This is a genomic window from Sphingomonas insulae, from assembly GCF_010450875.1.
GTDB lineage: Bacteria > Pseudomonadota > Alphaproteobacteria > Sphingomonadales > Sphingomonadaceae > Sphingomonas > Sphingomonas insulae.
In genome coordinates this window covers 2,069,644-2,087,283 of sequence record NZ_CP048422.1, presented here as the reverse complement: position 1 = coordinate 2,087,283, position 17,640 = coordinate 2,069,644, and the positions used below count along the sequence as shown (strand labels likewise).

The following is a 17,640-nucleotide window of genomic DNA, read 5'->3' as shown; positions in this document are numbered from 1 at the left end:
TGATCGCCGCCCCAGTCTATGGCAGCGAAGCGTAAGCGTCGCGTTAAGCGGCAAGCGATTGCGGGGCCGCGGGCTGCGGGACCAGCGTGGCCAGATCGACGATCAGCAGCGGTTCGCCATCGCGTTCGACCAGCCCCACGCCGACGCTGGCCCAGCCGCGATCCAGCGCCAGCCCGGACGAGAGCGGCTGTCGTTCGAACGAGGCGACATCCTCCAGCGCATCGACCAGGATGGCATAGGGATGGCCGTCGACCCGGGTGATGACCGCACGACGCGCACTGTCGGGCGTCGGCTCGAGCCCGAGCGCGGTGCCCGTGTCGATCACCGTCACCACGCGGCTGCGCAACGCGACGAGGCCGCGAATCGCCGCTTCCGTCCGGGGTACGGCGACGATGTCGGCGATGTCGACGACCGAATCGACCTGCCCGGTTTCGATGGCCACGCCCCGCCCGGCGATCTGCGCGATCAGGAACAATTCCATCAGCGGTCTCCCACAGCGCGCGCAAGTGCGTCGAGCAGCCCGGCGCGATCGTAACGATAGATGCTGCTGCCGCCAGGCGGCGCGACGATGTCGCGGCGCAGCCGCACGACGTTGCGTGCGGCGGCGGGAGCGATGACGGCATCGTCCATGGTCAGCGCGACGTCGGCCGGCGCGTCGCGGGGCGGTTGCGTGACGCAGCGATAGCCCGATGCTTCGAGCATCGGCCGCAGGAAGGTTTCCATCCAGCCGCTGCCGTCCGCCTGCAGCCAGCACAGTCGCTCCTGCGATCCCGGCCGGGCCTCGCCCGCGAACAGCGCATGCGCGTCGAGCAGTTCGACCTGTTCGCCATCGATCATCACCACGCCCGCGATCGGCCCCGGCCCGCGCGGCGGCGCGACCTCCGCCGGCAGCTGGACGATCTCGATCGGTTCGTGGATCGCATAGGCGATCTCGGTCGTGCCGTCGGTCAGGCGGAGTACCGGCACCTCCGCACGATCGCCGATCGCGGCAGCGGAGTATAACGGTACCAGCGCGCCGCCGATCGCCAGGCGCCACTGGCCCGCGGTCAGGCGGATCGCGTCGGTCGATACCGGTTCGACCCGATCGATCGCGGCGAGCGGCAAGGCACGGCGCTGTCCGTCCAGATCTTCGAACAACAGTGCAGGCACCGCTTCGACGCTGTCTTCCGCGACGCCGTCCTCCTCGATCGCGGCGGTCCGGAGGAAGCGGAGGCCGGCGACGGTGGCGATGCCCGCCCCGTCGAGCAGCAGCATCGGCAGACCCGAATCGGGCAGCGTCTGCCCGGCGTAGACCCCGGTCGCCATGACCGCGGGCGTGGCCGGCTTCACCACCAATTCCTCGGTATCGATGACGTGGTCGATCGCCAGGGCATAGTCGCCGTCGCGGGTGGAGATGATCGCCAGCGTCCGCCCTGCCTCGTCGCTATCCCCATTGTTGTCCCCGTCACCCGCGATGTCGAGCAGTTGGCCCAGCGACACCAGCGGCAGCCGGCGGCCGCGGACGGTCGCCACCTGCGCATCGCCGATCGTGTCGATCCGCACCGCCTCGCCGCGGACGCGCAGGATCTCGTCGACCGACTGGCGGGCGATCGCGAACCGCTGGTCACCGACGCCGACGACGATCGTCGACATGATCGACAGCGTCAGCGGCACGTAGATGACGATGGTGAGGCCGCGACCCGGTTGGCTCGACAGCTGGATGCGACCGCCGATATGTTCGATGTTGGAGCGGACGACGTCCATCCCGACGCCGCGCCCTGAAATCGCGGTGACGGTGTCGCGACTGGACAGGCCGGGATGGAAGATCAGGTCGAGCTTCGCCGCCGCATCCATCCGGGCCAGGTCCGCCTCGGGCACCAGTTTCTGCTGGCGAGCCTTGGCGACCAGGCGGTCGACGTCGATGCCGCAGCCGTCGTCGGCGACCTCGATCAGGATCTGGTTGCCGGATTGGCGGGCGGAGACGATCAGCCGGCCCGCCTCGCGCTTGCCTGCCGCCTTGCGATCCGCGGGCGATTCGATGCCGTGATCGACGGCATTGCGAATGATGTGGACGAGCGGATCGCGCATCAGCTCGATCATCTCGCGGTCGAGTTCGACATCCGCGCCATCCACGCTGAGGGCGACCTGCTTGCCGAGTTCGCCGGCGGTGTCGCGCACCATGCGCGGCAGAGCGGAGAACAGGGCATCGATCTTTTGCATCCGCGTTCGCGTTACGGTGTCGCGCATTTCGGCGACCGTCAGCGACAGGCGTTCCAGCGCCGCCTCGACCAGCGGATCGACGGCCTCATCACGCAGGCGCCGGGCGAGTTCGTTGCGGGCCAGCACCATTTCCGACATGCCGCTCATCATCCGGTCGAGCAGGTCGACGTTCAGGCGCACCGAGCGACTGTTGGTGCGGGGCATGTTGGCAGGCTGCGCGTGGACCATCGGCCGGGCGTCTTCGGCGAGTGCGGCGATCAGCAGGTCTTCGCTCGAATCATCCAGCGCCGCCCCCGAATCGATCGCCTCGACGATCTCGCCGATCCGGTCGACGATCGCGAGTACCGCGTTGACGAGCGCGGTATCGGGTATGCGCTTGCCGTCGCGCACGGCGGCAAGGACGTCTTCCGCCGCGTGGCTGAGCCGGGCGAGCCGCGGCAGGTCCAGAAAGCCGCAGCTGCCCTTCACCGTGTGGACGAAGCGAAAGATGGCATCCAGCCGCGCGCGATCGGTCGGATCGGCTTCCCACGCGACGATCTCGCCGGACAGCGCTTCCAGCGTTTCGCGCGTTTCGGCGATGAATTCCTGCAGCAGGTCGTCCATGGGTCCCCGGATGTTACCGGGGCGGTCTTGGCGCAGGAGGAGTTAAGACCCCGTTTAGGGGGCGTGGCTTCGGCGGTCAGACCAAACCGACGGTGACGGCGTCGCGTGCGACGCGCTGGCCACCAGCTTCCGTACGATCGATATGAAAGCTGGTGACCCCTACGGGATCAAAAGCCAACATCTCTGAATGGCAGAAAACCGCGGTTTCTTGTGTGGCTTCTCCATGGCCGCTGTACCAGCGCCAGCTACCTCGCGCTGTACCTTCGGCATACCCGCGCCGCGACGACGCCGCGGCGCGAGGGCAGTACGAGTTTCTGGATGGATTGCCTATCCGCCGCTCCGTGCGCATCGGCAGGTCGTGTTGATCGACCGACGAGACGGGTCCGGCGGTCTTCACGCCTCGACCGGTACGGGCATCGAGCCGAGATCACCGTAGCCTGCAATGAGAGATCATCGCGTCGGCCTTCCTAAGTCAAGGCTACCTAACCTTTCGTTGACGTGAAGGGGCGTAGCCCTGCATCAGAAGAGCAGCCGGTTGGATAGGCCGCGTGCGAACGGGGAAATTGATGGCGCGGACAAATCATGGCTGATGCGGAGCAGCTGACGCTCGCGGTGCCGGTGCAGGCCCGATGGTGCGATACCGCGAGCTTCGGCACCGCGGACTGCAGCCAGATCTGCCACTGCGACGACGGGTCCGACTATGCGGTGAAGGACGACGTCGTGGTCGCGGCCGTTCCCCATTCCGAATGGTTCTGCACGCACCTCGGCGAACTCGTCGGTCTGGCATCGCCGCCGTGCAAGATCGTCGACGTGAAGGGAAAGGCCTGCTTCGGCTCGCGGTGGGAGACGGGACATAACTCGACCGACTGGATCCTGCGCGCGCAAGACGGCCGGATAGACTTCTCCTCGCTCGCGCCGACGCTGTCGCGCATCTACGCGTTCGACCTGTTCGTAAACAACGTCGATCGGCACACGAACAACTACATCGTGCGTGAGCAGCACTTCGGTATCTCGCTCCTGGCGTTCGACTACAGTCGCGCGTGGCTGGTTCAGGGCATGCCGCCGCCTGTCCTGCCGATGTCGGACATGCACAATACGGTCAGGGTGATCAAAATCCTGCGCGCTCTGTTTGGCGAATTCTTCATCAAGTCGGAAGCATACCACGTTCTAGATAGAATAGAGTCTCTTGACGACTCTAAGGTGGATAAGATTATAGCTTCCCACCCAAAAGAATGGTTGACCGATCAGCAGCGTGATGGCATTATTTCGTGGTGGAAGAGCGACGTGAGGACTTCACGTATCGGCGATATAAGGGAAGGAGTTAAGGGTGGCGACTATCTTTAACTACGCCGTTGTTCAGGCGGTTCCCGATCGTCGTCGTGGCGAGCGGGTGAATATCGGACTGATGATCTTCGGACCGGACGGCGTTGAGCTCCGCATCAGCGAGACGCGCAAGCTGGCCGTGTTGGCGGCCGGGTCGTGGGACGCTGACATCGACGCGTTCGCCTCGGCCGTCGAGGCGCTGGACGATCCTTCGCTTGAGGCCCGCGAGCGCATGGACCGCGTGTCGCTGGTGGAAAACCAGTTCACGTCGACCAGCCGCGGCTGGTTCGAGGCGAGAAAGCCGGCCGAATACGAGAAGATGGTCGGCGAGATCGTCGATACGCTGGTCGCCCGCAGGCGTGCGCCGCGCAGCCGCGACGGATCGACCGTGGTGGCGGAGATCAGCGCCGAGCTGCGTGGAGCCGAGATCCTGGCTGGCCGCGACGACGAGCTGCGTAGCGGCAAGGTGATCCGCAACTTCCGCGTCGCCGACGGGCTCGAGGCCGACTTCGCGCAGCTGAACGGTCAGTTCCACGTCGCGGCAGTGCTCGACCTGCGCGCGAACAGCCCGCGGCTCGCCCAGGCGGCGCTGAAGGCCGTGGTTCTCGATCGTGCCCAGTCGGTCGTGCCCGACTACAGGGTGCACAAGATCGGCGTGTTCGCCGCGGCGCCCGCGCGGCTCGGCGAGCTTCACGACAACCTAGCGATCCTGAAGCCGTATGCCGACGAGCTGGTCAACTGGGAGGATCCGTCGGACCGCCGCGAGCTGAAGCGCATCTTCTTCGACGCCTACAACTCGCACAGCCCGACGCCGTTGGGGCACTGACGACAGGCCCCTCCGGCCGGACATGCCCCGGATCCGGGACGAAGAATCTGCATCAGCGCTGTTCCCGGAATGTTCACTCCGTCCTACAAAGGCGGAATGACCGTACCGCGAGCAAGCATGCCACACCTGACGCTGCACGAGCTGCCGTTCGAGATGGTGCCGTTCGAAGCGCGCATGCTCGTCGAAACGACGCCCGCGGGTTTCCCGTCGCCGGCGCAGGACGACATGGACGAGCCGATCGATCTCGCCTCATGGCTGATCGACCATCCGGCGGCGAGCTACGTCATGCGCGTAGCGGGGCACTCGATGGTGGATGCCGGCATCGCCGATGGCGATCTGGTGGTGGTCAGCCGGGCTGTGGAAGCGCGTCCCGGCGACATCGTCGTTGCGCTTGTCGACGGCAGCCGCACGATGAAGCGGCTCCGGCGCTCGGCCGGTCGACTGTGGCTGGTGCCGGAGGCGGAGGGCTACGATCGGATCATCGTCGACGAGACGGTCGAGGTATGGGGCGTCGTCGTGGCGCTGGCGCGGCGGTACAGGCGATGACCACCGTCGCGCTCATCGACTGCAACAACTACTACGTCAGCTGCGAGCGCGCGTTCGACGCCAGCCTGAACGGCGTGCCCGTCGTCGTCGCGAGCAACAACGATGGCTGCGCGATCGCGCGATCCAGCGAGGCCAAGGCGCTCGGTGTGAAGATGGGCGATCCGATCCACCTGATCCGCGATCGGCTGACGAAGCACGGCGTTGTGGTGCGCTCGTCCAACTACACGCTCTACGGCGACATGCAGCGGCGGGTGGTCGCGGCGGTCGAGGAATTCGCCAGCGAGGTCGAGATCTACTCGATTGACGAGACGTTCCTCAATCTGGAGCCGTTCGCCGACCGCGATCTGGTCGATCACGCCAATGCGATGCGCGACCAGGTCCGGCGCTGGACCACGATCCCGACCTGCGTCGGCATCGCCCCGACGAAGACGCTGGCGAAGCTGGCGAACGCCGCCGCCAAGAAGAACCCCCTGTTCGACGGCGTCGCCGACCTCCGCGATCCCGTCCTGCGTTCCTGGGTGCTGGACCGCTTCCCCGCCGGTGACGTGTGGGGCATCGGACGAGCGACGGCGACGAAGCTCGCCGAGATCGGCATCACGACAGCCGGGCAGATCCGGGACATGCAGCTCAAGCAGGCCCGTGGGCTCGGCACCGTCGTTCTGGAGCGGCTGGTGGCCGAGCTGCAGGGCGTAGCGGCGAGCGCGGTCGAGGTGATCGAGCCGCAGCGCAGGGGCATGGCGGTGACGCGCAGCTTCGGTACGCCAGTGCATGATCTGGAGACGCTGATGGGCGCGGTCGCGCAGTATGCGATGCGCGCCGGCGAGAAGCTGCGCCAGCATGGGCTGGTCGCCGGCCAGCTCACCGTCTTCTTCCACACCAACCGGTTCAAGGCCGGTGCCGGACAGTATCAGGGCGCCCGGCGGATGTCGCTGCACCCGATGACGGCGGACTCGCTCGAGCTGCTCGCGGCTGCGCGGCGCGGCGTCGAGGCGGCGTGGCGCGATGGCTACGCCTACACCAAGGCCGGCATCATGCTCGACGACCTCGTCGCGGCCGAACTGCGGCCCAGGACGCTGTTCGAGGGCGACGTTGAACGTCGCGAGCGGCTGATGACCGCGCTGGACGAGGTCAACGGCAGGTTCGGCAAGTTCACCGCCGTGCCTGCGGCGCAGGGATTCAGGCGCGACTGGAAGATGCGCGCGGAGAACCGGTCACCGGCATGGACCACGAGGATCGAGGACGTTCCGATGGTGAGTGCTGACTGATCGACCGTCGCGATCTGGAGGATCCTGATCCCTTGGCGATTTTATCTCTCCATCCTACAACCGAAAATCAACGGGCCTGAGTTCATTGAGGCGTCGAGGGGGACTTATGGACGATACGGCTGATGCTCAGGAGCTGCTCATCAACCTTGCGGTCGAGAGCTGGCGGCTGTGTCGCCTGTTCCAGCGTTCGATCGACGCAAGCGATATCAGGGCGGCGGGGCGCCAAGCCAATCAGGTTAGATATTTTCAGCGCAAGCTGGACGACAGTCTCTCACCCTTGGGCCTTCGTCTCGTGACTCTGGATGGGCAGCCCTACGACACGGGCATGGCAGCCACCGCGCTCAACGCGGCGGACTTCGGTCCCGAAGACAACCTTTACGTCGATCAGATGATGGAGCCGATCGTGATGGGTCCCGACGGGGTTCGTCGTACCGGCACCATGATGCTCAGGAATTAAAAGCGTGGAATACGTAGGAATCGATCTCGGTACGACCAACAGCGCGATCGCCAGCTACGATGGCGAGGCGGTGGCTCTCTACAAGAGCCCCGAGCAGCACGACGTCACCCCGTCAGCCATCTTTATCGATCGGCGCGGCAACAAGTTCGTCGGTTCTCGAGCCTACGCCAACGCGGCACGTAATCCAGATAACGCGGCCACGCTGTTCAAGCGCATGATGGGAACCAGCACGCCGGTTCGGCTGACGGCCTTGAACAAGGTCATGACTCCGGAGGAGTGCTCGGCCGAGGTCCTGCGCACGGTGTTCGGCTATCTTCCCGAGACGATGCGGCGAGATGGCGACACCGGCACCGTCATCACGGTTCCTGCCGCCTTCAACCAGATGCAGAAGGATGCGACGCTCGCGGCAGCCGAGTCCGCCGGCATCGGTCGGGTGGCGCTGATGCAGGAGCCGGTGGCCGCAGTCATGAGCGTCATGCGACAGCGCAATCGCGACGGCACGTTCCTGGTTTTCGATCTCGGTGGCGGCACTCTGGACATCGCCATTGCCCAGAGCATGAAGGGTCGCGTCAGCCTCCTCGCGCATGGCGGGGTGGAGATGTGCGGTGGTCGGGACATCGACCGCGCTCTGATGGACGAGGTGGTCAAGCCATGGCTGGTCCAGACCTTCGACCTCGGCGAGAACTTCGTTGCCGACAAGCGGTTCAAGTCTCTCGTCCGACTGGCGACATGGGCAGCCGAGCGCGCCAAGATCGAGCTGTCGCGTGCTGACGACGCAGTGGTCGCGCTGTCGGAGACCGAGATCGGCGTGCGCGACGACGCCGGTGAAGAGATATACATCGACATCCCGCTCGACCGAGCTGGACTCGATCGGTTGATCGCACCAATCCTCGACAAGGCAATCGAGTCTGCGCGCGCGACGCTCGACCAGGCCGGCATCAGCTCCCACGACGTCGACCGAGTGGTCTTCGTCGGTGGCCCCACGCAGTACAAGCCGCTCCGCGACAAGGTCGCTTTCGAACTTGGGATCGCCGCCTCGACCGACGTGAACCCGATGACCGCGGTTGCCGAAGGCGCGGCGATCTTCGCTGAGTCGATCGACTGGTCCACCCAGAGCCGCGGTCGCAAGGCTTCCCGCAGTTCCCTGTCTGCTACCGGCCTTGAGTTCTCGTTCGTCGCGCGCACGCCTGATGCATCGGCCCGAATAGTCGCACGGAAGGTCGGCGCCTCCACCGGCGAGTTCCAGGTCGACAGCTTGGACACTGGCTGGTCGTCCGGGCGCAAGGAACTGAAGGAAGGTGCGGCCATCGACCTGCCGCTGGCGAAGCCTGGCGAGAACGGCTTCCGCGTCTTCGTCTTCGACGCAAGCGGCGGCCCGGTGGGCATCGCCAATGACCGCATCGTCATCAGCAGGACGGCCGCGTCCATCGACGCCATCCCGGCCTCGCACACCATCAGTGTCGAGGCGCTCGAGCGACGTGGTGGGCCCACTGTGCTGGTTCCGCTTGTCCGAGCGGGCGATGCACTGCCCAAGAAGGGCGTCGTAAACTTCAGGGTTGCCGAAGCCCTTCGAGCGGGCAGCCCTGGTGCGCTCAACTTCAAGCTCTGGGAAGGCGACATCCGCGAGCCCGTCGAGGACAACGTGTTCATCGGCACCTTCCGGGTGTCGGGATCGGACTTCGAGGAAGGGATGATCTCGGTCGGCTCGGAGATCCGGTGCGAGTACGAGATTACCGATGGCGGGACGATCCGCCTTGACGTGTCGGTAGACGAGATTGGCGGCTCGTTCACTAGCGGCCACAACTATTACGCACGACAGGATGCGCAGCTCGACTATGCGCAGGCGGCTGGCCTGGTCGCCGTCGAGGCCCAGGCGACGATCGGGCGGCTCGACGAGTTCGGTCGGCACATCGACGATCCTCGGGTCGGTGCGATCCGGGACAGAATAGCCAAGGCGTCGAGTCTCGATGTCGACCGTGCCGAACCCGAGGAAACCAAGCAGGCCCTCGACGAAATTCGCGCCGCACGCCGCGACATTTCTCAGGTTCGTAAGGACCATCTCAAGGTCATTCGCCAGATCGATCTCGATGGCGTCGTTGCTAACTTCGACGGCTGGGGGCGCGAGTTCGCCCGCCCCGAAGAAGCCAAGGCGTTCGATGCGCTTGTGCGGACAGCGCAGCATTCGATCGACATCAACGGCACCGACTTCGAGGCGCACCTGTCGGAACTACGGTCGAAGAACATTGCGGCGCTGTGGCGATCCGACGAGTTCATTGTCGAACGCTTCCACTGGCTTTCGCGCAGCCCAGAGCAGTTCATCGACCAGGCCCGCTACGGAGCGCTCATCCAGCAGGGCCGGGCTGCTCTGGCTCAGCCCGATATAGCGATGCTTCGCGATCTTCTCATCACTCTCGACGAGCTGCGTTTCACGCGTGGCGGCGAGGAGGAGATGCTCGCGATGACCAACATCGTGAGGGGCTGATGCCAAGCTCTCCGCTTCCCCAAGGAACGCCACTTCCGGATGGCGCCCAGCTCGGGCGTGTCATCCGCTCGGTCGATAACGCCTTCTGGATCCATGCGGTTAAGGGGGGACGGCGCGTGCTCGTCATGACGCCCACCTTCGCCTCGACCACTGGGCTTGAGCTGGCTGAGCTGAAGATCCTGACTTTCGCCGGCATCGACTACAGCTGCCATCTCTGCTCAGGAGCGCTTGACCTGCTCGAGCATGTGCCGAGGCCATCCACGGTCGATCAGGCCCTTGCGCTTGCCACCGCACTCGCGGCGATCGACGAGCCGGTGCAAGGCATAATCTACGACGACGTGACCGGCACGCTCATTCCGATCTCCGCAGCGGAGATGCCGCCTCTATCGAAGGCGGATGTCCTGGGCCGCTACCTGACCGGCGGCGTCGAAGTCACCGGTGACGACATAGTCGCGCTCGCGCGCATCCGGCCGACGTTCGACGAAGACGATCTCGTGTTGATCGCGGCGGCCGCAGGCTTGGCGACGAAGAGGCCCATCCGATCCGGCAACTCCACACGCCGGAAGGCCAGTGCGCCGGTCTCGCCGCCGCCGCTGACGCCGGTCGGACGGTTCGAGTTGCCTGGTCGCCTTGCGCTTGCCGACTTCTTCAATGAACACGTCATCGACATCGTCGCCGACGAGGAGCGTTACGCCGCACTTGGGATAGGTTTCCCAGGCGGAATCATCCTCGAGGGGCCGACCGGCTGTGGGAAGACCTTCGCGGTCGAACGGCTGATCGAGCATCTCGGCTGGCCGAGCTTTCCCATCGAGGCGTCCAGTGTTGCGAGCCCCTATATCCATGAGACCTCGCGCAAGGTGGCGCAGGTATTCGCGGACGCGGTCAAGGTTGCGCCGTCTGTCATCGTCATCGACGAGATGGACGCATTTCTTTCGAGCCGGGAAGTCGGCTCGCAGCAGCATCACGTCGAGGAGATAGCAGAGTTCCTGCGTCGTATCCCAGAAGCGGCGAAGCAGCGCGTACTGGTGGTCGGCATGACGAACCAGGTCGAAGCGATCGACCCCGCCATCCTGCGACGCGGCCGCTTCGATCACGTCATCCATGTCGATCACGCCGGTCGGGACGAGATTGCCGGCCTGCTCCGGTCATTGCTCGCCGACATTCCCAACGACGTGTCCGATCTGGATGAGCTGGCAGGTCGATTGGCCGGCCGTCCGCTATCGGACGTGGCGTTCGTAGTACGTGAGGCAGGGCGGTTGACGGCGCGAGCGCGCAAGGAACGCATCGGCTCCGACGAGATCGCAGCGGCCCTGGCGAGAAGCCCATCGCGCGACTCCGACGATCAGCGCAGGATCGGGTTCTGAAGATGAGCGACTTGACTGGCAGGGGCTTCGAAGGCCTGTCCGACTATAGAACCGATGTGGATGAGGCGATTGCGAAGGCTGATCGTATCGCCTCGGGTACGCGACCTGCTCAGCCTCGGAATCCGAGGCCGACGCCGACGACACCAGCCACCCCGATCCACAGTGACGGTGGAGCGTTCTTGGGTTTGTTGAAGAAGGTCGGCGGGTGGGTCCTCGCCATCGGCCTGATCTTCGCGGTTAAAGCCTGCATCTTCGGCGGAGTGCGGGCCGTGAGCAGCAGTGGATCCTCATCCCCGACCTATTCCACGTCGAGCTCATCAGATCAGCCCGGGGAGTATGTTGCCGACGTGAACGATACCGACGCGATGACGGACAACATGACGGCCGTCGATGGAGGCGACGGGACGCCTACGATCGGCGAGGCGCTCGATGCGTCTGAGACCGATGCGACACAGGAGACATCGCCGTCGGACGACGGCGCAATGGCGAAGCCGGTACCTGGGTATGCTACCCTCAGTATATCGGAGGTGAGGTACTGTCTGGCGGAAGACATGCGCATCGCGGCGCAGAAGACGGAACTCGACAGCCTGCAGTACAGCGACATGGACCGTTTCAATCGCAACGTAGATGGCTTCAACGATGCCGTGAACGACTACAACAGCCGCTGCGTCAACCGTTCCATCATGACGAACGACCGACCGCTTGCGACGTCGCAGGTTGAACAGCAGCGCTCTCAGCTCCAGGCGGAGGGACGCGACCGTGTCCAGTGAAATTACCATGACAACCAACAACCCGTTCGCGGTTCTCGGAGTATCGACGCGGGATGATCGCGTGCGCATCATGGAGGCGGCCGAAGAGCGCGCGGACATTCTCGACCCCGAAATCTGCTCGCAGGCGCGCGCGACGCTGACGAACCCCCGCAAGCGTCTTGAAGCGGAGCTCGGCTGGTTCCCGGGAACGTCGCCGAAGATCGCCGAACAGGCCTTGTCGACACCGGTGGCCGGTATCGATCAACTGCCGCTTGCCGGGCTTGCCAAGGCCAACGGACTTGCCATCGCGGCGGAGCGCTGGACCCCGTCGAATACCGAACAGCTTGGCAGCTTCCTGGATAGGCTCAGTGCCGCCGTTGACGAGGTAGACCTCACCCAGGTTCTTCGCGAGGTCAACGAGGACCGGGAGATCGCGGGATTTCCAGCGTTCTCCTCCGCCGAGGCAGCCGAGGATGTCCTGCGTGACCGCCGTCAGGCCTGGCGCCGTTCAGCGATGATGGTGATGGAGCGAACGCCAACCGCCGACATGGCGGAAGCGATGTTCATCCTCGTGGACAGGCTTGAGGCCGAGAAGCGCTTCCCCCTCTTCATGCACGAGCTGATCGCGGACTATGCGCTCCGCGCCCAGCCGTTCATGGCCCGGGAAGTGGAAGGTGCCGAGCGCCTGGTCGATAAGGCCCGTGAACTAGCCGGCCTGCGACCAGACGCTCTTCCGCCGCTATTCGATGCCTTGAAGGAGCTGCTCGGCACCTGGGACGAGGTGACCCGCCCTATTCAGCTCAGCGCGACTTTGCTCGGTCGCAAGGATTCGGACAGCGAGAACCTTGCGTTCGCCGTTCGCGGGCTGTCGATCGACCTGTATAACGATCATCGGCTTGTCGACGAGGCGCGGCAGGTGTCGGCCATGGTCGGCGCCAGCTTCTCTGCTCTGCCGCGGATAGCCACCCAGGTAGCCGAAGATGCCAAGGCACTAGAGAAGCTGGCTGCCGAGGCCGCGCAGGAGGAGGCCGACCTGGCCTATGCGGTTGATATCGGGACCTTTAGCAAGTCCCGCCTGGCCATCGACAAGGCTGGCATAGAATGGAAGGGTCAACGGACATCACTGTCCGCTGTATGCGGGGTGCGATGGGGTGCGGTGAAGAAGTCGGTCAACGGCATCCCGACGGGGACAGACTATCTGATCGCATGGACGGATGGCTTGTCCACCACGACGGCTGAATTCAAGAACGGAGCCATTTTTGAGGCATTCGTCCCGAAGCTCTGGAAGGCAGTGGGCTTTCGGCTTGTCGACGAGATGGTGAGTACGCTCGGCGGCGGCGGTGAGCTACGGTTCGGCAACATGATCGTTCGTGACAACACCGTCGTGCTGACGAAGCGTAAGTTCATGGGGAGCGAGCCCGCGGAGTTCGGCTGGGGTGACGTGAGTGTTACGACTGCTGATGGATCGTTTGTCGTCAATGGTCCCAAGGGATCGAAGGCCTCTGCATCAATGCCATACAGGGAGGTCACGAACATCCACTTCTTCGAGCTTCTGGTGAGACAGGCCTTCAAAAACGGGCGCGTCAGGCTCAGCGAAGCCTTCGCATGATCGCATGATCCGAGCGAGATCGCTGGACCCCGCCCGGAATCGGTTCTGTCCCGATCCGTCGTGAAGTACGGCGTCAGGTCATACGTTCGAATGGGGCGGCAAAACTGAGCCTTGATCCGTATCGGACGTGGAGGACCAGCTGCGCCACGAAGCGACCCGAAGCCTCGGCATCTGCACGCGAATGCATGTGCCAAGGTCCGGGATCCTGTCGTTCAGATGCGTCACTGCCAGCACCATGATCGGCAGGGTGTCGAGCAGCTCGTGGCGCAGGACGGAGGCGAGCGGCACCGCATCGCCGCGGCGCATTGCGGGAAGCGGCATGCCCCACGCGTGCAGCGTCTCGAGCGGGTGATGGTACCAGAGCCCCTGGGCCAGACGGATCACGCATCGGAGCCCTTCCGGCGCGAGGTAGGCCTGGATCTCGAGCTCGCGGTCGGCTGAGCGGATGGATTGGTCCTGCCAGATCGCACCGCTCGCCAGCCTGACGAGGAACGCGCGTAATCGCGTGTCGGCGGCCTCGAGCGCCGACAGGATGACGATCGGGAGTTCGAGCCGGTCGCCGTCGAACGCGTGCCGGGGAAGCGGATCCGGACCCGGCGTCAGCGGGACCATGCCGCGCGGTCCGCTGTGCGGCGGGCGGCTCACGGCCGTCCCGCCCCGCCGTCATGGCCGATCGCAAGCGGCCCCGCAGGTCGAGGTGCTTCGGTCGGCTGCCGTTCTGACCGGTCGGCGAACAGGAGCGTCATGAGGTGCTGCGTCAGGGCCGGCGCGCCCTCGCGCAGGACGAGTTCGCCCCATGCGGTCCAGCGGTCGGACCGGTCGGCCATCCACAGGAAGAGGCGGTCGCGCAGCTGCGCGTCGGGGAAGCGGATGTGCCAGATGGTCCGTGCGACGGGGATCACGTCGTTGGGATCGCGATGAAGCAGCGAGATGCCCGCGGTGCCGAACGCCGTCTCGCGTACGATCACGAGCGGCAGCAGCCGCGCGCTCGCCTCCGCCGCCTCGAACTTGGCACGGTCGCATTCGTCCAGTGCCCCTGGCGTACCGAGAAATTCGACCGCGGCACGTCCGACGGGCACGGCGTTCAGCTCGACCGGACGCGTGACAGCCAGCATGCGCAGGACGGCGACGCCTTCCGCCGAGAGGTCGGCGTCCAGCGGGTCGCGACGGAAACCGCCCTCCACGAGTCCCTCGGCGTACATCCAGTACCACCAGAACCGCATGAAGACATGATCGCCGCCGAAGACCGAATGGGCTCTTTCGTCTGTCGAGACGATGCCGTGTCGCTTGGAGGCGAACGCCGCGAGCATCAGCTCCAGCTGCTCGTTCATTACCCGGGGACTGGACGTGCTCATCCGCAGGCGCCCGGCCCAGAAGGCGTGACGCAGGCTTTCCCATGTCCGGCCATGCTGGTCGATGACGGTGACCCCGCCAACACCGGTCGCGATCCGCATCCAGCATCCCCAGGGAAGCTCCGGGGAATAGGCGTAGTCGGTCATCGCACCTCTCCCAGCAGCGTCAGGTCGCGGGCGAGATCGGTACAAAGATCGATTGCATAGGCCTCGTCGCGGTAGACCTGATCGATGCCGAGGCGGCGCGCCTCGGTGGCGTGCCCGATGTCGTCGGGGACCAGATCGGTGATCTGGTCGCACGTCGTTCCGATCCACCACGCGTCGTCGACGTGCTCGACGCTGCCGGAATGGACGTGGCAGATTGACCGGTCCTCTGGGCCTCGGTCGTCACATGCTTCGGCGTAGTCGACACCCCCGTGCGTGCGCAGGAGTCCGGGCGGGATGGCGCCGGCCGAATACCCGAAGAGCGGGTGTCCACGCCTGACGGCGACGAACGCCCCCAGGTGCCCCCTGTTCATCCGGCGGACAATGCAGTCGAGACCGGTGGCGGGATCGGTCCACGCGAGCTTGTCGTGCTCGCGCCTCCAGGGGCCGGATGTCTTCGGCTGGAGGTCCGGAACGCTGTACGCCTTCTCGATGCGCCGGCCGGACAAGACGATGCCGGTGCTCGGCGCGACCGTCGCAGGCGGGGCGCTGGTGCGACGCTTAGCCATGCGCGCCTCCCGCTATCGCGATCGCGACCCACAGGCCGCCGGCGACGATGCCGAGGTCGACGACAAGGATGAAGATCATCGCGCCGAGCAGCGAGGTGCGGGCGATCGATCCGGGTACGTCGGGGATAGCCAGGATCTCCCGGCACGCCTGCCACGTGGTGCCGGTCGCGCCGCAGCCGACCAGCGCGGTCCCGATGCCGAAGACGAAGAGGGGATCCATCACGCCTCTCCCGCCAGGAGATGCTGCTGGTGACCGCGTGCGCTCTGCCACCAGTCGATGCCCGAGAGCGTCGTCTGGTTGAGCAGCGTGCCGCGTTCCGACAGCCAGGTGCTGGCCACCCAGATGCGGGTTTCGGGATCGCGCGTGATGTACGGTTCGGAAAGAGCCTTGAGCAGCATGACCGTCCCGAGCGGATCGGCCTGCCGCGACGCCAGCGCCGCGCAGCTCCCACCGATTTCGTAGCAGATGCCGAGCGCCATGCTGTCCATGCAGAAGAAGGCATGCGCGAGGTCGTTCCAGGTCGGGGCGAGCTCGTCGTCGGGGATCGTGGCCAGCTCGGCGATGAGCGCGGGAGGCGCGAGGCGACTGACTGACACGATGGAGACCACCGCGGTCTCCACGATGCTCGCGTCGGCGAGGAAGGCGGTGCAGGAGAGCGTGCGCCACCAGGACAGCGGGCCGGTGCCCCTGTCGCCGAGCGCCTCGAGCTGGTCTTCGAAAGCGATGTTCCTCATGTGCAAAGCTCCGTCCGCAGCGCCGGAATTCGGGCGCTGTCATTTCAGGATGGGATATGTCATCCAGAAATTGCAGAACGTAGCGGGAACGATTTGGACTCACTGAATGAAGGAAAAACTTCAGTAGGACTCCGTCAAGCCTTCACTGCGGCCCACTTGTCACCTAGGTGGACGACAATTCCGCCCCTGTCATCGAGCTTCCTGAGCAGGGGCGAGATGCTCGTCCGCGGGATAGTCTCGCCGAACCGCTCCTTGACTGCGTCCATCATCGCCCTGATGCCCATGGGTTCGGGCGACGCCCGGAGGACCTCCAGCACCATCACGGTGTCCGTCGGTAGCCCCAGCTGCTTCTTCGTCCGCTGCCGGTTGGCTCGACCGTTGCCCGGTCTGTAGAGATTGCCGTTCAGGCGGATGTCCCCCATCACGTGGAACGGCCGCAGATCGTCCCGGAGGCCCTTCTCGGTTACCCGTCGGCCCGTCGCCTTCCCGACCCGTTCGGCGAGCTGCCCGGCGGGGATCCCTTCGTCGCCTGCGCTCCGGACGATGTTCAGCGCATGTTCGATCGCCGGGCTGGCGAGGCGGCGCTGCTGTGCGCCGAGGTCCACTCCGGCAAGGCCCGCGAGCTCGACCGCCGCCGCGATGCGCTCGCGGTCGAGGCGCTCGGCCTGATCGAGGGCCGCGTCGATCTGCGCCGACAAGTCGATGATGCGCGTCGCCTCGGCCACGATCCGCGAGGATCGCTCCCTCTCGTGCATGGTCATGTATATCTTCCTTTTCAAGGTCGGGTAGTGACGTGCATCGAAGACTCTACAGAGGATAATTGACTCATGAGCCTGCGATCGTCATGGTCGGCGCATGAGCGAATCACCTGCATCCCCGTCGACCCGGCTGGTCACCCTCGATCTCGACGATCTCTATCGTCGACGTGACGAGGCGGAGGAGCGGGTCGCCCGCGAGACGCGGGCGCTCGCAAGCATCTTGGGCGCCATTCAGGTCGTGGAGGAGGCGCTAGGCCTGACACCGCGAGGCGCTCCGCAGCAGGGGTCGGCAGGCGCGACGGTCGTGAAGGCTCGCCCGACGCACCGGACGATGCTGACGACGGTGCTCGCCGAGGCCGGGAAGCCGATGGGAGTGCGCGAGATGATCGACGCCGTGCATGCCCGATGGGGCGTGACGATCCCCCGTACGAGCGTATCGCCGCTTCTTCGCAAGCTCGCCGATCGCGGCGAGTTGAGGCACGATGGCGAGAACGCCAGATGGGTCATCGGCGATATCGATCGTGCGACGGTCGAGGGCGAGATCGTAGGGTTCCGCGGTCCCAGGACCGCGAAGCGCGAAGCGGCATGATGGTCGTCAGCTCAGGTTCGCCGGCCGGAGGCGCGATGCGCTGATGGCGATTTTCGTCCGGGAGGAGGTG

19 protein-coding genes are annotated in these 17,640 nt (G+C 65.4%); 10 read left to right on the top strand and 9 right to left on the bottom strand.

Annotated elements, in window-relative coordinates; translation table 11 throughout:
* Positions 1–43: 43 nt before the first annotated feature.
* From GTH33_RS11605 to GTH33_RS11595, 3 genes are all read right to left on the bottom strand, one after another.
* Positions 44–481, bottom strand: coding sequence for a chemotaxis protein CheW (locus tag GTH33_RS11605; protein ID WP_163958532.1), 438 nt, complete (start codon positions 479–481; stop codon positions 44–46).
* Positions 481–2,802 (bottom strand): chemotaxis protein CheA, encoded by a 2,322-nt coding sequence (locus GTH33_RS11600; RefSeq protein ID WP_163958531.1) that lies wholly within the window; start codon positions 2,800–2,802, stop codon positions 481–483. Before GTH33_RS11600 ends, GTH33_RS11605 begins: the two co-directional genes overlap by 1 nt.
* A gap of 76 nt (positions 2,803–2,878) precedes the next feature.
* Positions 2,879–3,199, bottom strand: a complete 321-nt coding sequence (locus tag GTH33_RS11595) for a hypothetical protein (protein WP_163958530.1) — start codon at positions 3,197–3,199, stop codon at positions 2,879–2,881.
* 185 nt (positions 3,200–3,384) lie between these two features.
* Between GTH33_RS11595 and GTH33_RS11590 the strand changes: the two genes are divergently transcribed.
* The 9 genes from GTH33_RS11590 (at position 3,385) to GTH33_RS11550 (ending at position 13,423) form a co-directional block, all read left to right on the top strand.
* On the top strand, positions 3,385–4,146 hold the full coding sequence (locus GTH33_RS11590; RefSeq protein ID WP_163958529.1) for a HipA family kinase: 762 nt from the start codon (positions 3,385–3,387) through the stop codon (positions 4,144–4,146).
* On the top strand, positions 4,130–4,951 hold the full coding sequence (locus GTH33_RS11585; RefSeq protein WP_163958528.1) for a DUF3037 domain-containing protein: 822 nt from the start codon (positions 4,130–4,132) through the stop codon (positions 4,949–4,951). The genes GTH33_RS11590 and GTH33_RS11585 overlap by 17 nt, the downstream gene beginning before the upstream one ends.
* Before the next feature lie 117 nt (positions 4,952–5,068).
* The gene (locus GTH33_RS11580) at positions 5,069–5,497 is read left to right on the top strand and encodes a LexA family protein (protein WP_243848310.1); all 429 of its coding nucleotides are present in this window, start codon (positions 5,069–5,071) and stop codon (positions 5,495–5,497) included.
* The gene (locus GTH33_RS11575; RefSeq protein WP_243848309.1) at positions 5,455–6,762 is read left to right on the top strand and encodes a Y-family DNA polymerase; all 1,308 of its coding nucleotides are present in this window, start codon (positions 5,455–5,457) and stop codon (positions 6,760–6,762) included. The genes GTH33_RS11580 and GTH33_RS11575 overlap by 43 nt, the downstream gene beginning before the upstream one ends.
* Positions 6,763–6,868: 106 nt before the next feature.
* Complete coding sequence (locus GTH33_RS11570; RefSeq protein WP_163958527.1) at positions 6,869–7,219, top strand: hypothetical protein; 351 nt, start codon at positions 6,869–6,871, stop codon at positions 7,217–7,219.
* A gap of 4 nt (positions 7,220–7,223) precedes the next feature.
* Complete coding sequence (locus GTH33_RS11565) at positions 7,224–9,701, top strand: Hsp70 family protein (protein ID WP_163958526.1); 2,478 nt, start codon at positions 7,224–7,226, stop codon at positions 9,699–9,701.
* Between the two features lie 125 nt (positions 9,702–9,826).
* Positions 9,827–11,065, top strand: coding sequence for an ATP-binding protein (locus tag GTH33_RS11560; RefSeq protein WP_166753147.1), 1,239 nt, complete (start codon positions 9,827–9,829; stop codon positions 11,063–11,065).
* A 2-nt stretch (positions 11,066–11,067) separates the two neighbouring features.
* Positions 11,068–11,835 (top strand): hypothetical protein, encoded by a 768-nt coding sequence (locus tag GTH33_RS11555; RefSeq protein ID WP_163958524.1) that lies wholly within the window; start codon positions 11,068–11,070, stop codon positions 11,833–11,835.
* 7 nt (positions 11,836–11,842) lie between these two features.
* Positions 11,843–13,423 carry a hypothetical protein gene (locus tag GTH33_RS11550; protein WP_163958523.1) on the top strand — a complete coding sequence of 527 codons (1,581 nt, stop codon included), beginning with the start codon at positions 11,843–11,845 and terminating at the stop codon, positions 13,421–13,423.
* 78 nt (positions 13,424–13,501) lie between these two features.
* Here GTH33_RS11550 and GTH33_RS11545 read toward each other — a convergent pair whose 3' ends face one another.
* From GTH33_RS11545 to GTH33_RS11520, 6 genes are all read right to left on the bottom strand, one after another.
* The gene (locus GTH33_RS11545) at positions 13,502–14,035 is read right to left on the bottom strand and encodes a hypothetical protein (protein WP_163958522.1); all 534 of its coding nucleotides are present in this window, start codon (positions 14,033–14,035) and stop codon (positions 13,502–13,504) included.
* A 29-nt stretch (positions 14,036–14,064) separates the two neighbouring features.
* The gene (locus GTH33_RS11540; RefSeq protein WP_163958521.1) at positions 14,065–14,922 is read right to left on the bottom strand and encodes a hypothetical protein; all 858 of its coding nucleotides are present in this window, start codon (positions 14,920–14,922) and stop codon (positions 14,065–14,067) included.
* Positions 14,919–15,488 (bottom strand): hypothetical protein, encoded by a 570-nt coding sequence (locus GTH33_RS11535; RefSeq protein WP_163958520.1) that lies wholly within the window; start codon positions 15,486–15,488, stop codon positions 14,919–14,921. Before GTH33_RS11535 ends, GTH33_RS11540 begins: the two co-directional genes overlap by 4 nt.
* Entirely contained in the window at positions 15,481–15,708 is a 228-nt protein-coding gene (locus tag GTH33_RS11530; RefSeq protein WP_163958519.1) for a hypothetical protein, read from the bottom strand. The genes GTH33_RS11535 and GTH33_RS11530 overlap by 8 nt, the downstream gene beginning before the upstream one ends.
* Complete coding sequence (locus GTH33_RS11525; RefSeq protein ID WP_163958518.1) at positions 15,708–16,223, bottom strand: hypothetical protein; 516 nt, start codon at positions 16,221–16,223, stop codon at positions 15,708–15,710. Before GTH33_RS11525 ends, GTH33_RS11530 begins: the two co-directional genes overlap by 1 nt.
* 134 nt (positions 16,224–16,357) lie before the next feature.
* Positions 16,358–16,984 (bottom strand): hypothetical protein, encoded by a 627-nt coding sequence (locus tag GTH33_RS11520; RefSeq protein WP_163958517.1) that lies wholly within the window; start codon positions 16,982–16,984, stop codon positions 16,358–16,360.
* Positions 16,985–17,078: 94 nt separating this feature from the next.
* Between GTH33_RS11520 and GTH33_RS11515 the strand changes: the two genes are divergently transcribed.
* Complete coding sequence (locus tag GTH33_RS11515; protein ID WP_163958516.1) at positions 17,079–17,570, top strand: hypothetical protein; 492 nt, start codon at positions 17,079–17,081, stop codon at positions 17,568–17,570.
* Positions 17,571–17,640 lie beyond the last annotated feature (70 nt).

Bases quoted from the DNA above. Each gene is read 5' to 3' on its own strand.
- GTH33_RS11605 (WP_163958532.1), bottom strand. From the start codon at position 481: ATGGAATTGTTCCTGATCGCGCAGATCGCCGGGCGGGGCGTGGCCATC.
- GTH33_RS11600 (WP_163958531.1), bottom strand. From the start codon at position 2,802: ATGGACGACCTGCTGCAGGAATTCATCGCCGAAACGCGCGAAACGCTG.
- GTH33_RS11590 (WP_163958529.1), top strand. From the start codon at position 3,385: ATGGCTGATGCGGAGCAGCTGACGCTCGCGGTGCCGGTGCAGGCCCGA.
- GTH33_RS11580 (WP_243848310.1), top strand. From the start codon at position 5,069: ATGCCACACCTGACGCTGCACGAGCTGCCGTTCGAGATGGTGCCGTTC.
- GTH33_RS11575 (WP_243848309.1), top strand. From the start codon at position 5,455: ATGGGGCGTCGTCGTGGCGCTGGCGCGGCGGTACAGGCGATGACCACC.
- GTH33_RS11570 (WP_163958527.1), top strand. From the start codon at position 6,869: ATGGACGATACGGCTGATGCTCAGGAGCTGCTCATCAACCTTGCGGTC.
- GTH33_RS11560 (WP_166753147.1), top strand. From the start codon at position 9,827: ATGACGCCCACCTTCGCCTCGACCACTGGGCTTGAGCTGGCTGAGCTG.
- GTH33_RS11555 (WP_163958524.1), top strand. From the start codon at position 11,068: ATGAGCGACTTGACTGGCAGGGGCTTCGAAGGCCTGTCCGACTATAGA.
- GTH33_RS11550 (WP_163958523.1), top strand. From the start codon at position 11,843: ATGACAACCAACAACCCGTTCGCGGTTCTCGGAGTATCGACGCGGGAT.
- GTH33_RS11545 (WP_163958522.1), bottom strand. From the start codon at position 14,035: ATGGTCCCGCTGACGCCGGGTCCGGATCCGCTTCCCCGGCACGCGTTC.
- GTH33_RS11540 (WP_163958521.1), bottom strand. From the start codon at position 14,922: ATGACCGACTACGCCTATTCCCCGGAGCTTCCCTGGGGATGCTGGATG.
- GTH33_RS11535 (WP_163958520.1), bottom strand. From the start codon at position 15,488: ATGGCTAAGCGTCGCACCAGCGCCCCGCCTGCGACGGTCGCGCCGAGC.
- GTH33_RS11530 (WP_163958519.1), bottom strand. From the start codon at position 15,708: ATGGATCCCCTCTTCGTCTTCGGCATCGGGACCGCGCTGGTCGGCTGC.
- GTH33_RS11525 (WP_163958518.1), bottom strand. From the start codon at position 16,223: ATGAGGAACATCGCTTTCGAAGACCAGCTCGAGGCGCTCGGCGACAGG.
- GTH33_RS11520 (WP_163958517.1), bottom strand. From the start codon at position 16,984: ATGACCATGCACGAGAGGGAGCGATCCTCGCGGATCGTGGCCGAGGCG.
- GTH33_RS11515 (WP_163958516.1), top strand. From the start codon at position 17,079: ATGAGCGAATCACCTGCATCCCCGTCGACCCGGCTGGTCACCCTCGAT.